General features: G+C 56.5%; 7 protein-coding genes. All 7 read left to right on the forward strand.

All coding sequences use genetic code 11. From position 1 onward, the window contains the following. The first annotated feature begins 810 nt into the window (after nucleotides 1-810). The 7 genes from lepA (at nucleotide 811) to relA (ending at nucleotide 14,303) form a co-directional block, all read left to right on the forward strand. The gene (gene lepA / locus MXE41_RS10695; RefSeq protein ID WP_246978855.1) at nucleotides 811-2,622 is read left to right on the forward strand and encodes a translation elongation factor 4; all 1,812 of its coding nucleotides are present in this window, start codon (nucleotides 811-813) and stop codon (nucleotides 2,620-2,622) included. Between the two features lie 460 nt (nucleotides 2,623-3,082). Further along, on the forward strand, nucleotides 3,083-4,039 hold the full coding sequence (gene lepB, locus MXE41_RS10700; protein WP_246978842.1) for a signal peptidase I: 957 nt from the start codon (nucleotides 3,083-3,085) through the stop codon (nucleotides 4,037-4,039). 342 nt (nucleotides 4,040-4,381) lie between these two features. Beyond that, nucleotides 4,382-5,086 carry a ribonuclease III gene (rnc, locus tag MXE41_RS10705; RefSeq protein ID WP_246978843.1) on the forward strand — a complete coding sequence of 235 codons (705 nt, stop codon included), beginning with the start codon at nucleotides 4,382-4,384 and terminating at the stop codon, nucleotides 5,084-5,086. A 242-nt stretch (nucleotides 5,087-5,328) separates the two neighbouring features. After that, nucleotides 5,329-6,234, forward strand: a complete 906-nt coding sequence (era, locus tag MXE41_RS10710; RefSeq protein ID WP_247100483.1) for a GTPase Era — start codon at nucleotides 5,329-5,331, stop codon at nucleotides 6,232-6,234. A gap of 560 nt (nucleotides 6,235-6,794) precedes the next feature. Further along, the gene (gene recO / locus MXE41_RS10715) at nucleotides 6,795-9,743 is read left to right on the forward strand and encodes a DNA repair protein RecO (protein WP_247100484.1); all 2,949 of its coding nucleotides are present in this window, start codon (nucleotides 6,795-6,797) and stop codon (nucleotides 9,741-9,743) included. Nucleotides 9,744-10,037: 294 nt separating this feature from the next. Then, nucleotides 10,038-11,591, forward strand: a complete 1,554-nt coding sequence (gene rlmD / locus MXE41_RS10720; RefSeq protein ID WP_247100485.1) for a 23S rRNA (uracil(1939)-C(5))-methyltransferase RlmD — start codon at nucleotides 10,038-10,040, stop codon at nucleotides 11,589-11,591. A 333-nt stretch (nucleotides 11,592-11,924) separates the two neighbouring features. Next, on the forward strand, nucleotides 11,925-14,303 hold the full coding sequence (relA, locus tag MXE41_RS10725) for a GTP diphosphokinase (RefSeq protein ID WP_247100486.1): 2,379 nt from the start codon (nucleotides 11,925-11,927) through the stop codon (nucleotides 14,301-14,303). The last annotated feature ends 304 nt before the right edge of the window (nucleotides 14,304-14,607 follow it).

Consider the following 14,607-nt stretch of genomic DNA (forward strand, 5'->3'; position numbering starts at 1 on the left):
CAGCCTCAAGCAGCTGATTAATAGAATCTTTGTTTAAAGTGACCTGAATCTGGTTTGCCATAAGGTTCCTCCGTTCAGGTCATTATACTTAAGAAATACAAATCATTTTAATTACCTACAGTTCCTAACCATCTGCGTACCTTTGCAGCATGGCCTCAGGGCCATTACTACAAGCAAGGCGGATTTGAGTCCACCATAGGCGCAGGCGCATATCGCCCATCGCACAGTATTACAAGAATCAGGAAGGGCAGCTCATAACAGCTCATGACTCTGTCCTGATAGCACTGGCCCCGCTGGCGGGCCTGACTGAGGCTCCCGCATGGGGGCCTTTATTGTCTGGAAGCGGCCTGGTCAGCTGTGGCGATCGTCCGGGTAAATCGGTTAAAATAAAGGGTTGAGTAATTTTTTGGCATATGCCTGCTCTCACCGCAGCTTAAGGGCAGTACAGCTCATCACTCCCTGAGATGCCCCGGGCCTCCGCCATAGCTCATCATGGCGACCTGCCTCAACAGAGGCCCCGGCCCTGATGTCGGCCCCTGCCACGACAGTGGCACAGGCCCGGTGGTGGCTCCAGCCACGTCAGAGGTGCCTGCCGCCATGGCTGTGCCTGCAGCAGTGGCGGAGCCACTGTGACGGCGCCGGCCGACACCGGCAGGGTCAGGGCGCAAAGCATGACAGCAGTGAAAGCTTTGAGAGCAGAGACAGAGATCTCATCACAGGACCGGCAAGGTTCCGGTCAGAGTGCCGCTGAGGCAGTCATTGAGGGCCCGGCCAGAAGCCCGCTTATATCTGGAAATTTTGAATCTTATTATGGCTGATACTTTCGACCAATCTTTAGTGCGCAATTTCTCCATTATTGCTCATATTGACCACGGCAAGTCCACCCTGTCTGACCGTTTCATTCAGGTATGCGGCGGCCTTACTGACCGTGAGATGCAGGCCCAGGTGCTTGACTCCATGGATATTGAGCGTGAGCGCGGCATTACCATCAAGGCTCAGGCTGTTACCCTTAAATACAAGGCTCAGGATGGCAAAATCTATGAGCTTAACTTCATTGATACCCCAGGCCATGTTGACTTCTCCTACGAGGTGTCCCGTTCCCTGTTTGCCTGTGAAGGTGCTCTGCTGGTAGTTGACGCCGGTCAGGGCGTAGAGGCTCAGACTCTGGCCAACTGCTATCAGGCCATTGAGCTCGACCTTGAGGTTATCCCTGTTTTAAACAAGATTGATCTGCCAGCTGCCGATCCGGAAAAAGTTATTTTCGAGATCGAGGATATCGTGGGTCTTGATGCCCATGATGCCTGCCGCTGCTCAGCCAAGACCGGCATTGGCGTTGAGGATGTGCTTGAGCGTCTGGTGCAGTCCATTCCAGCTCCAAACGGCGATCCTGATGCCCCTCTGCAGGCCCTGATCATCGACTCCTATTTCGATGACTATCTGGGCGTAGTATCTCTGGTACGTGTCAAGAACGGCACTCTGCGCAAGGGTGACAAGATCAAGGTTATGAGTACCGGTCAGACCTGGGATGTGGAGCGTCTTGGTATCTCCACTCCAAAGCGTGTCGATGTACCGGTTCTCAACTGCGGTGAAGTAGGCTGGGTTATCTGCGGCATCAAGACCATTCACGGTGCCCCGGTAGGCGATACCATTACCCATGCCCGCCGTGAGGCCCCTGAGGCCCTGCCTGGTTTCCATAAGGCCAAGCCACAGGTTTATGCCGGCATGTTCCCTGTAGACACCGAAGACTATAACGCCTTCCGTGATGCCCTGGACAAGCTGTCACTCAACGACGCCTCCCTGTTCTTCGAGCCTGAAAACTCCACAGCTCTGGGCTTTGGTTTCCGCTGCGGCTTCCTTGGCATGCTGCACATGGAAATCATCCAGGAGCGTCTTGAGCGTGAGTACAATCTCAACCTCATCACCACTGCTCCTACCGTAATTTACGAAATCGTACTGACCTCAGGTGAAATCGTTCACATTGACTCTCCTGCAGCTCTGCCACCGGTAAGCAATATCTCCGAAATCCGTGAGCCTATTGCCGAGTGCCGTATGCTCATGCCATCAGAGTATGTCGGTGCTGTTATGACCCTGTGTCAGGAAAAGCGTGGTGTGCAGACCTCCATGGTTTACCACCATGACCAGGTTGCCCTGACCTATGAGCTGCCAATGAGCGAGGTAGTGCTCGACTTCTTTGACCGTCTCAAGTCAGTATCACGCGGCTATGCCTCTCTTGACTACAGCTTCAAGCGCTTTGAGCGCGGCGATCTGGTACGTGTGGACATTCTGATTGCCTCCGAGCGCGTAGACGCCCTGGCCATCATTGTTCACCGCTCCATTTCCCAGTCACGTGGCCGTGCCCTGGTGGAGAAGATGAAGGAACTTATTCCTCGTCAGATGTTCGATATCGCCATTCAGGCTGCCATTGGCGGACAGATTATTGCCCGCTGTACCGTAAAAGCCATGCGTAAGGACGTGCTTGCCAAGTGCTACGGTGGTGATATCACCCGTAAGCGCAAGCTGCTTGAAAAGCAGAAAGCCGGTAAGAAGCGCATGAAACAGCTTGGCCGCGTAGAGGTTCCACAGGAGGCCTTCCTTGCTATCCTCAAGGTAGGCAAGGAATAGCAGGCCAGCTCAGGCCCACTGCCCCTCGGGATCTGGCCTCATGGCTGCCCGCCGGCCCTGCAGACCAGCCGGCCCTGCAGGCCAGCCCGCCTACCATGGCATATGCCATGGCGCGAGCATGGGCCCGCCATGCTCTGCCCCGTCCCTCCATGGTATGCTCTGCCTGACAGGGCCTTGCCGGTCCGGTTTTACAGTCTCATGAAGTGGGACTGTGCAGGACCTAATAATGCTGAGGCATAATCTTCTGACATGAACTCATCATGAGGGCCTCATATTGAGCCCCCCGTTATGAGCCCCGTCATGAGGGGCATTGTCAGGGGCAGGACCTTTTTTCAGGCTGACATGCTTTCAGACCTGTGAGCGTGCAGGCTGATGGGCTTTCGGGGCTGACAGGCCCAGTCACTTAAAAATACAGACGCAGCAGAGCCGCCGAGCTCTGCCAGTGCTGCAGATTGATTTTATGAATACTTTTTCCCTAATCCTGGTCATAGCCACGGTAATCACAGGTATTGCCTATGCTTATGACTACCGCAAGCTGCGTCCGGGACGCCTTGAGGCTCTTAAAAACGCCCTTGAGGCCTGTCCGCAGCTGTCCCGCAAGGATCAGCGCCGCATCAAGGAAGGTACAGGTGCCGTTACCTCAATAGGATCACTGTTTCCGGTAATACTCTTTGTTTTCCTCTTCCGTGCCTTTGTTTTTGAGCCTTTCCGCATTCCGTCAGGCTCCATGGAGCCAACCCTGCTGCCAGGCGATTTCATTGCCGTGTCCAAGTGGTCCTATGGCATCCGCAATCCTCTGACCAATGGAGTATGGATTGAGACCTCCAAACCTGAGCGTGGTGATGTGGCCGTGTTCAAATACCCTGAAGATCCGTCCATCGATTACATCAAGCGTATCGTTGGTATGCCAGGCGACGAGGTTATCTTTGACAACAAGCGTGTCTACATCCGCAAGGCCTGCAATATTGCCTCAGTAAGCCCTTCAGAGGTGCGCTCTGGTGAGGGCGGCACAGCCTGTGAGGACCCTCAGCCTCTGGAGCTCACTCCGGCTGGCACCCTTACTGTGGACGGCGGCACTTTCCAGGAGGAATACCTGGTCTTTGACGAAAAGCTCGGTCAGGAAGCTCACAGAATTCAGATCAACCCTCGTGTACCTGATCTGTCTCAGTATTTCTACCGCCAGAAGGGCACCATGAGAGGCTCATGGGTAGTTCCAGAGGGCCATTACTTTGTTATGGGTGATAACCGTGACAACAGTAAGGACAGCCGTTTCTGGGGCTTTGTGCCTGAGGAGAACCTTGTGGGCAAGACAGTGGCCGTCTGGCTGTCTCTTGAGTTTGACAGAGATGAAAGCAGCGCCCTGCCATCATTCATTCCGTCAGCCGTACGTTTCTCCCGTGTAGGCGGACTTAAATAACAGGACGGTTATACCGTCACCGCTGCGCCCGCATGTGCCCCAGACCGGGAACATGCGGGCGCGGCCATAACAGCGTCCATCCCGGGCCGGCCAGCAGCTGCTGCCGCTGCCACTGGCAGCGTCAGCCGCCGCAGGATTACAGCCCGGGATGAACGTCTTAGCTCACCTTTTGACAGTATCAGTGGGCACCCTATAGTCACTCTACCCATAATCCTGACAGGGGCACGATTTACCTGCCCTTGCACAGCCTCAGACTGATGAGCACAGCATGGGGCAGATCAGGGGGCATTATGGTCACAGGGGTGGTTATAGGGTGGGCACTTTTTGCAAACAGGCAAAGAGATGACAACAGACATAAATTTTGTTTACCGCATCCAGCACCTGGAACAGACCATTGGTTATGCCTTCCAGGATATTTCCCTGCTGGAGCAGGCTCTTACTCACCGCTCCTTTGGACCTCATCACAATGAGCGTCTTGAATTTCTGGGCGACTCTATCCTGGGCATGATCATAGCCAAAGAGCTTTTTGCTCTTTTCCCTGACAGTCCTGAGGGTGATCTGACCCGCATGCGCTCAGTACTGGTACGTGAGACCACCCTTGCCGAGATGGCCCGTGAATTTAAGATAGGTGACTGTCTGCTGCTGGGCCCGGGTGAGCTCAAGTCTGGCGGTTCCCGTCGTGACTCCCTGCTTGCCGATGCCGTAGAGTCCATCATTGGCGCTATCTTCATCGACAGCAATGAGCAGTTTGAAATTGTCCGTCACCTGGTGCTCAGATGGTTCGACAGGAGACTGCAGGCCATCAACCCTAATGTCTCCCAGAAGGACCCAAAGTCTGCGCTCCAGGAGCTGCTGCAGTCCCAGCACAAGGAGCTGCCGGTCTACCGCATTGAGAACATTGTGGGCAGTGATAACAACCAGGTATTTGAAGTATCAGTTACCGTTCAGGACATCAAAATGGTATTCAGAGGCAAGGGTTCTTCACGCCGCCGCGCAGAGCAGAAGGCAGCCAGTTCCGTGCTTGAATACCTGGCAGCACACAAGTAGCAGTATTCAGGCTGACCGCATTCGACTGGCCGTATTCAGCTGACCGCACTGAGCTGACCTTATTCAGCTGACCGCATTCGCCTGGCCGTTATCAGCTGACCTTATTCAGGCTGACCGTAACCGCCCAGGGCCCGGCAGGGCCGGGCAGACACCAGGGCTGTGCCGTGCTGCGGCACAGCCCTGGTATTGAGCCGCAAGTGAAAGTAGCGGCTGAAACTTTTGATTATTTCCGGAGAGGAAGTTTGGAACAGAGCAAGTTTGGCTTCGTAGCTATTGTCGGACGCCCTAATGTTGGCAAATCTACCCTGATGAATCACCTTATTGGTCAGAAGATTTCCATCACCTCCCGCAAGCCTCAGACTACCCGTAACCGCGTTCTGGGTATTGATACTGACGGCATCTACCAGACTGTGTACGTGGATACTCCAGGTCTGCACAAGGTAGAAAAAAGGGCCATTAACCGTCTGATGAACAGGGCTGCCGAGTCATCCCTTGGTGATGTTGAGCTTATCTTATGGGTTATCGATGCCACCTTCTGGACTGATGATGACGAAATGGTGCGCACAAAGCTCGAGGGCTCTTCAGCTCCTGTGGTCCTGGTCATCAACAAGGTGGACAAGCTTGACGACAAGGAAAAGCTGCTGCCTCTGATTGAGCGTCTCAAGGACAGCCTCAGCTTCAGGGAAATCGTTCCGGTATCAGCTCTTAAGGGCAGCAATCTTGAGGTGCTCAAGGACATGATCCGTCAGGCTCTGCCTGAGGGACCTCACTGCTACAGCGAGGACAGCATTACTGATCGTTCCACCCGCTTCATGGTTGCCGAAATCATCAGAGAAAAGCTGATGCGCCAGATGGGCGATGAGCTGCCTTACTCAGTAAGTGTTGAGATTGAGGAGTTCAAGGAAGATGAGCATGGTACCACCCGCATCAGTGCCGCTATCCTGGTAGAGCGCACCGGTCAGAAGAAAATGGTCATTGGCGCCGGCGGCAGCCGCATCAAGCTTATCGGCTCCGAGGCCCGCCACGACATAGAAAAGCTCATCGAAGGCAAGGTCTTCCTGTCACTGTTCGTCAAGGTCAAGGCCGGCTGGGCCGACGACGAGCGTGCCCTCAAGAGCCTTGGTTACGCCGACTTCGAGCAGCACTGATCACCGCGACAGCTGCCCGGCCCGCCCGGCTGCGCCGCGCTGCAGCTGCCACGGCAGCCAGCCAGGCCGCAGCAGCGTCCTTAGCCAGACAAAGCCAGACCAGGAGTCTGGCTTTGTCATTAATGGCAGCAGCCAAAGCATCCAGGCATCCGGCCCTTGCCTGGCACGTTCCAGGTGCCCATGAGCCAGGGACAATACTGATAAAATAGCGAAAAAACTGCCCGGCGCAGCTCTTTGTGGTTATCATATGCCCCTGAGTCTGGCAGTCCTTGCTGCAGCCGTGCAGCCTGGCGCTCAGGGCCACACGGCACAGCCCATGGAGGAACATCACAGGGATGAACGGACCCGGGCGGCCCAGCCCAGCCCAGGGCCACCTGAGGCCAGACAAGGCCTCCCTCAGGCGCGGGCGCTGCAGGAGCAGCTGGCAGGGGCGGCAGTGAACTGCGCAGCGGACGGGCCGGTAAGGCCGGGGCGCAATAGACAGGTGGTGCTTTAGCGGCACCGGGATCGGGGACCACAGCGGTCAGCACAAGGCATGAAGAAAGGCAGGAACTGGAGTTATGGCCACAATAATTGAAAATGAGCCCTGTTATATCTTCAACAGCAGGGAATATCAGGAGAGCAGCCTCATAGTAGAGGCCATTTCCCCTAATTATGGCGCCATGACTGTTATTGCCCGTGGTGCGGCTAACAAAAACTCTCCGCTCAAGGGCGTGCTTCAGCCTTTTGTGCCTCTGAATCTGACCCTGGTGCAGGGCCGGGGCGACATGTATTTTCTGCGGGACTATGAGCGCAGCAATGAGGGCTTTTCCTACCCTATGCCGCTGATGTTCTGCGCCATGTATGTCAACGAGCTGCTCCATCATCTGTACCGCTCCCGTGACGGTGACGTCAAATTCTTTGGTACCTACATTGGCACTCTGGAGGCCATTTCCCAGCGTAAGGCCGTGGAGAGCAGCCTGCGCCGCTTTGAGTTTGAGCTGCTGGCACAGCTGGGCTACTCACTGAGCCTCTGGGATGATCAGGGCCGCATGCTCAAAACCCGCGAGACCTACCGTTTCTGCTTTGGATCGGGCTTTGTCCGCTACAATGAATACCTTTTTGAAAAGGCCATGAACATGGGCCGTAATGGCAGCCGCAGCTCATCGTCTTTTTCCTCATCCCCATCCTCCTGGAATGATGATTCATCGGGCTATGACGGCTACGACAGCCATGCTGACGACAGCGATGACGGTCTGATGTTCTCCAAGTCCCGTGTCAGGGGCCGTCGCATGGAGAGCACTCCACGCAATATGAGCTATGGCCATGCAGGCCACATGGGCTATGAAAACAGGGCCGCTGCAGTAAACACAGAGCAGGACGAGCTGCTGCAGAAGTACTACACCTGTGCCGGTGATTTCATGGGCCCGGTATTAACCGGCGATGAGATTCAGGACATCATCAGCTTTGCCCACAAATTTCCAGACTCCTCCAAAAATGCCAAGGCTCTGACCTCTGCCATTATCAACCGTCTGCTCAATGGCCGCGAAGTGGTGAGCCGCCGCATGTACCGCGAATACAATCAGCTGCGCGCCAGCAAGGCCGCCGCCAAAGCTGCAGCTGATGCCGCCGCAGCAGCGGCACAGCCAGTCTGCGTCGCCTGCGCCCCGCAGCCTCAGCAGACCACGGCCCAGGCTCCGGCCGCTGACAGCTCCGCACCTGCAGCTGCCTTACAGCCTGCAGCCGCTCCGGCAGCTGCAGAACCGGCAGCCCTGACGCCGGCCTCGCAGCCGGTGCCACCAGCTGCTTCCGCATCAGCTGCAGCACCTGCTCCGGCACCGGCTGCCGACCAGGTGCCACCGCCTGCCTGGAGCCTTGCTCTTAATGCCCCAGGTGCAGCTGACGTACCGCCTCCTGCCTGGAGTCTGGCGCTGCACACTCCTGCACAGCCACAGCAGCAGGAGCCACAGGCACCAGCACCAGCTGCAGCACTGGCACCAGAATCAGAACCAGCTGCAGCTGCCCAGGGCTCTCAGATCGCTGAGCGCGGCCCGGCAGCCAATCCTGTAATTCAGGCCGCCATGAACTTTGCCAGCGGCCAGAGCAATCCGTATTTTGAGCAGGGAGGCGAGGGGGCCCGTCTGATGGAGGACATTGTGCCTTCCGGTGGTCCACGCTATGTCTCCCAGTTTGCCTCCCGGGCAGCCCAGTCAGATGATGACTATGAGGACATCCCTGAGTTTGAAAAAGGTCAGGCGCACTCACCGCAGCTCAATATCGACCAGGGCCAGGAAGCGTCAGCAGTCACTGCCTCTCAGGACAGCAGCCTGAACCTGAGCGATCCGGCCCAGGCCGCCTCCCAGGACAACGATAAGGACAACAGCCAGGCACCAGCTGACTCCCAGACTGACAGCTCAGCTGCACAGAGCAGCACAACAGCCATACTGGACATGGACGCCAGCCCTGCCGTTGTCGACCTGTCAGCAGATGAGCCGTCTTCATTGCAGGTAACCCCGGTCACAGGCGCATCCAGTGTCCAGGACGAACCACTGCCAGAGCCAGCTGCCGCAGCATCCGATGAAGCTGCATCTGAAAGTGCTGAGCTGGATGAACCAAAGCCAGAGTCTGCTGCCGAGGCTGCCGCAGAAGACACTGAGTCGGATGAGCCACAGCCAGAACCAGCTGCCGAAGCAGCAGCCGACAGCACCTATCCGGACGAGCCTCAGCCAGAGCCAGCTGCCAAAGCAGCAGCCGACAGCACTGAGCAGGACGAACCTCATCCAGATCCAGCTGTCGAAGTAACAGCCGACAGCTCTGAGCCGGATGAGCCACAACCAGAGCCAGCTGCCGAAGTAACAGCCGACAGCACTGAGCTGGATGAACTACAGCCAGAGCCAGCTGCCGAAGCAGCAGCCGACAGCACTGAGCAGGATGAGCCACAGCCAGATCCTGCTGCCGAAGCATCCGACGAAGCAGCATCTGACAGTGCTGCGCAGGACGAACCACAGCTTGAGCCTGCTGCCGACGCTGCAGCTCATGGCACTGGTCAGGATGGGGACCTTCCTGAGGTGCCGGTCAAAAAGGTCGCTGGCAGTCGTGCGCGCAGGAAGACAGCTCAGTCGTCTGCTGCTGCAGGACGCAGTCGTAAGAGCTCTGCGGGTACTGGTCGACGCGTTGCTGGCGGACGTGGTGCCGGTGCGGGCGCTGAGGACAGAATTGCCAAATCCTATGGCGATGTGTCAGGTGGTGACGGCTTCAGTGCCGTCGATGGCGTAATGGACATGCTTGAGGATATCAGTACGGGCGGTGATATGCCCGGTTCCATGATCTCAGGCCAGGACAGTTTTGGCGATGTGTTTGCCGGAACTCTCTTTGAGGTGGAACAGTATTCTGCCGACGACTCCGTTAGCAGCTCTGACAGTGCAGCAGGGGCTGACGCCGGGTCTGCAAGTGGCAGCTCAGCCCGTAAGGCAAGGAGTGCCGGTGGCCGTACTGGACGTGGAGCTGCACGCAGGGCAGGCGACAGGTAGGCATGGCGCCTTGGGCCTTGCGCCCTGGGGCCGGGGCCTGGCGTTTGCCGGGTCTGCAGGTGACGCGCTGGGCCACTGGGCCGGGGATGGCGGGACGGGGATGATTTGGTGTGAGCGGCGCGGGCCGTTACAATAGACGGGCAATTTTGCCTGAAGACTTTGATTTACAGGCCTGAGACAGTGGGTTTCGGGTCGGGCCGTCTGCAGGGCCGGATGTTCCGGAGGCAGGAGCGGGCGGGCGGACTGCAGACTGTGCTGCAGCCTGATTAAGATTTATTTTTGATTGAGCACGTTATGGTTAGTTTTTATAAAGCAGAAAAGAAGACTGGTGCAGCCAAAGCTCTGGAGCTTAAGTGCGAAAGCCTTGATATCCAGGGTCGCGGTGTCTGTAAAAAGGATGGCATGGTCTATTTTGTTGATAACCTCATGCCCGGTGAAAGCGCCCGTGTAGTTCCTGAATCAGGCAATGCCATTATTGCCGGTTCCCTGGCCTCCAAAGACAAGTCCCGCTCCGGCCGTGTGTCCAAGTATCTTGAGACCTCACCCGAGCGCCGTGCTCAGTCCTGTCCGCTGCAGGATCAGTGCGGCGGCTGCCCTCTGGAGCATTTGCCTCCTGCCATGTCACTGCAGGCTAAGATTGAGGGTATTGGCTCTCTGCTCTCACGCAGTGTGGCTCAGGGTACCCTGACCTCCAGCTCAGCCAAGGCCAGCAAGTCTCAGGGTTCATCACGTCTGGGCCGCAACAGCACCATCAAGCAGGTTCTGGCTCAAAAGCAGGCTGCAGCCAAAAATGCCGCCCGTCTCAAGGAGCTCAACGAGCTCAGCCGTCAGGCAGCTGATGCCATTGCCAGACCAGTGTTCTGCATCAGCGGTGAGGAAACAGGCTATCGTCGTGCCTGCCGACTGGCCATACGTGCTGACCACGGCAAGATGCACCTTGGTTTCCGTGAGGGCCGTACTCAGGATCTGGTTCCTGTTACCTTCTGTGAAGTTCTGACTGAGCGCAACAACAGCCTGCTTGAGCCTTTAAAGGGCCTTGTAAACGCCATGACAGCCCGTAAGAACATTGGCCATGTTGAGCTGCTGGATACCGATGGTGCCGCAGGCGTACTGCTGCGCATGACCTGTGTGCTGGGCGCTGATGATGAGCAGCTGCTGCGTGACTTTGGCAAGGAGCATGGCACTGTCATGTCCGTGCTGGAGCCTTATAAGCAGCTTGATGACACTGAAGTAGTGCGCGAGCGTGTTATTTATGAGGATGAAGAGCATCAGCTTTATGTCATGTCCCATGACTGCCGCATTGCCTGCTCACCATCATCCTTCGTGCAGGTTAATGGCGCCATGAATCAGGCCATGGTAGAGCAGGTTCTCAAGGAGATTGCTCCAAATCCTGACATGAAGGTGCTCGACCTGTTCAGCGGTCTGGGCAATTTCTCCCTGCCAGTGGCCAAAGCAGGTGCTCAGGTAGCCGGTGTTGATATCGTCTCTGACATGGTGCGCCGTGCCAATGACAATGCCGCAGCCAACGGCATCGACCATGAGCGTGCCCGTTTTTACATTGCCGACCTTGAAGAAGCCTTTGAAACTCAGCTGTGGGCCAAAGAAAACTATGACGTGGTGGTCATGGATCCGGGCCGCATGGGCGCAAAGCGTGCCGTGGGCTACATGAGCAAGATTAAGCCTGGCAAGATTGTCATGATTTCCTGCAACCCACTGGCCGCCTCCCGCGACACCACCACTCTGGTCAGTGCCGGTTACACCTTGCAGTCATGGGGCGCTATCGACATGTTCCCACGCACCTCCCATCTGGAAATCATGCTGGTCTTTACCCGCAACGAGGGCAAGTAACAAAGCCCTGAGGCAGCCTGGTACCTGGAACGACTGCCAGCGGGCTGGCCTGCCCAGACATGGCCATGCCATGACGGATATGCACTACCATTGTGCCCGGACATGCCCTTTGAGGGGGCATGAGTGTTGCGTCCCGTCATGGTCAGGGCCGCTGGCGCCCTGATATGATAAGCTCATAGGCACTGGACGCCTGCGGCCACGGTGCGGCGGCCGCAGCAGCGCAGCAGCGACGCTGCCGCGCCAGTGCCCGGCCCCTGCAGCTGCAGCAGCGCGGCTGCGCACATCATCAGACATATGCTCATTTGACAACTGTCAGCTAACAGGAGTTTTCCCATGGTTGCTTTACGCGATACCCACGAGGCCTCTTTTGATTTTGAGCCCTGGGCTGCCGGCCTTAATCTGCCCCAGGAGCACAAGGAAAAGCTGGCCCACTGTCATGAGTATGTAATCAAATGTCTGGAGGCCCATAACAGCAAGGTGGCTCAGAGCCATGGCGGCAACGGAGGCAATGGTGCCGGCAGCGGCCAGGGCGGACGCGGCAGCGCCACGCAGCCTGATGACAGTGCTGCCTCTTTGCCTCAGGGCAATCTCAACGGACGTATGCGTTCTGGCATTATTGACCCTCGTTCGCTTACCAATCTGTCAGCTGAAATCATTTCCATTCTCATGACCTTGAATATGGATCTCGATTCGCTGATGGTGGCTTTCCTCTACCCTCCATTTGAATCCCGTGCTCTTGATCTTGATGATGTCGAGGAAGTTTTCGGTCCGGGCATACGCAAGCTGCTGCTTAAGGTCAAGGACATGGAGGCTATCCGTTTCCTGCAGAATTTCAACTCCAACAAGAGTGCTGAAACTCAGGTAGACCGTGTACGCCGCATGATGCTCTCCATGGTCGATGACGTACGTGCCGTGGTCATCAAGCTTGCTGAGCGTATTGCTGTTATCCGCGCAGCCAAGTATGCCGATGATGAGACCAAGCTGGCCATTGCCCGTGAGATTGCCAATATCTACGCTCCTCTGGCCAACCGTCTGGGTATTGGTCAGCTCAAGTGGGAACTTGAGGATCTGGCCTTCCGCTTCCTCCATCCTGAGGACTATAAGGAAATTGCCCGGGACCTTGGTGAAAAGCGTGTCGAGCGTGAGCGTTATATCGAGAATTTCGTAGCCGAGCTCAAGCAGCTTCTCAGTGACAACGGCATCAAAAATGCCGAGGTCTATGGCCGTCCAAAGCATATTTACAGTATCTGGCGCAAAATGCAGCGCAAGCATCTGCCTTATGAGGAGCTATATGATGTGCGCGCCGTGCGTGTCATGGTCGAGCGCATCGAGGACTGCTATGCTGCCCTGAGTATTATTCACTCCCGCTGGGAACACATTGAAAAGGAATTTGACGACTATATCGCCAATCCTAAGCCTAACGGCTATCAGTCCATTCACACCGTAGTCTATGGCGACGGCCATAAAGCTGTGGAAATTCAGATGCGTACCAACGACATGCATCAGATGGCTGAGCTTGGTGTGGCTGCGCACTGGAAGTACAAGGAAGGTGGCGGCCTTGGATCAGGTGTGGAGCAGCGCATCAACTGGCTGCGCAAGCTGCTGGCGTGGCGTGATGACATGGTCGAATCCGGTGCTCTGCTCGATGAGTTCCGCAAGCAGGTCTTTGAGGACCGTATCTACGTGTTTACTCCGCGCGGTGAGGTGGTGGATCTGCCTACCGGTGCCACTCCGCTGGATTTTGCCTATCAGGTGCACACCATGATTGGCCACCGCTGTATCGGTGCCAAGGTGGATGGCCGCATTGTGCCTTATACCTACAAGCTCAAGACCGGCGAGCAGGTGGAAATCATCACCCAGAAAGAGCCAAATCCAAGCCGCGACTGGATTAATGCTGATAATGGCTATCTCAAGACCTCACGAGCCCGTGCCAAGGTGGTTAACTGGTTCCGCAAGGTTGACTATGACAAAAATGTCCAGGCCGGTGACGATATCATCGAGCGTGAGGTCACCCGTCATGGTATTGGTCTGAACAAGGATCAGGTAGCAGCTTTCCTCAAGGAAAAGATTGCCCGCTTCAATGTCAGAACAGTAAATGACATTTATGCCGGCGTTGGTGCCGGTGACATCAAGGTCAATCAGATCATCTCCTTCCTTGAAGAACGTGTCTTCAAGCGCAATGAGGCTTCCAAAAATCTTGAGCTGACCTCGCTTATCACCGAAAAGACCAGCCAGCAGCTGCGTGAGCGTCATGCCAATAACAAGGGCCGTATTGTGGTCAACGGTATTGGTACCATGATGACCCATATAGCCAAATGCTGTCAGCCAATTCCTGGCGATGAAATCATTGGCTTTATTACCCAGGGACGCGGCATTTCCATTCACAAGGCCAACTGTGCTCAGCTGCGCGGCCTGATGAAGAAAAACCCTGAGCGTGTGGTTTCAAGCCAGTGGGGCGAGGAGGCCAGTGCCACTGGCTTTACCGTCACCATCAAGGTAGTGGCCTCAGATTACTCAGGTCTGCTGCGTGACGTCACCACTGTCATTGCCAATGAAAAGATCAATGTCACCGGCGTGCGCTCACACACCGACAGGGCCAAGGATCTTTCCATCATCGACATTGACCTCATGCTGGTTAATCTGCCAGCCCTGACCCGTGTGCTGACCAAATTAAACGAAATCAAGCAGGTACGCTCAGCCTCCCGCGTCTGATGGCCTCACCTGTAAGGCCATAGTCGCGTAAGGCAAGTCCCGGCCCCGGGCTCGTCAGCGCTGCTGCTGCGCCCGGGCTGCGACCGTCCTGCCCATGTCAGTCAAACAAACGCACCGCCCCAGGTGCGTTTTTTATTGGCGCAGCGCAAGGCCGGCGGCCCGGCGCGCGCCTTGCGGTGCCATGCAGAGCCTGAGGCGGCCGTGGCCGGGGACCGGCAGGTGCGCCGCCATGTGTGGCAGGGGCGCCGCCGGGGCGCATGCCGGGTGCGTGCACCGGTGCCGGACCTTTGGCAGTGGCGGGTAT

Origin of the sequence: Anaerobiospirillum sp. NML120449 (assembly GCF_023051105.1) — a bacterium.
Classification (GTDB): domain Bacteria; phylum Pseudomonadota; class Gammaproteobacteria; order Enterobacterales; family Succinivibrionaceae; genus Anaerobiospirillum.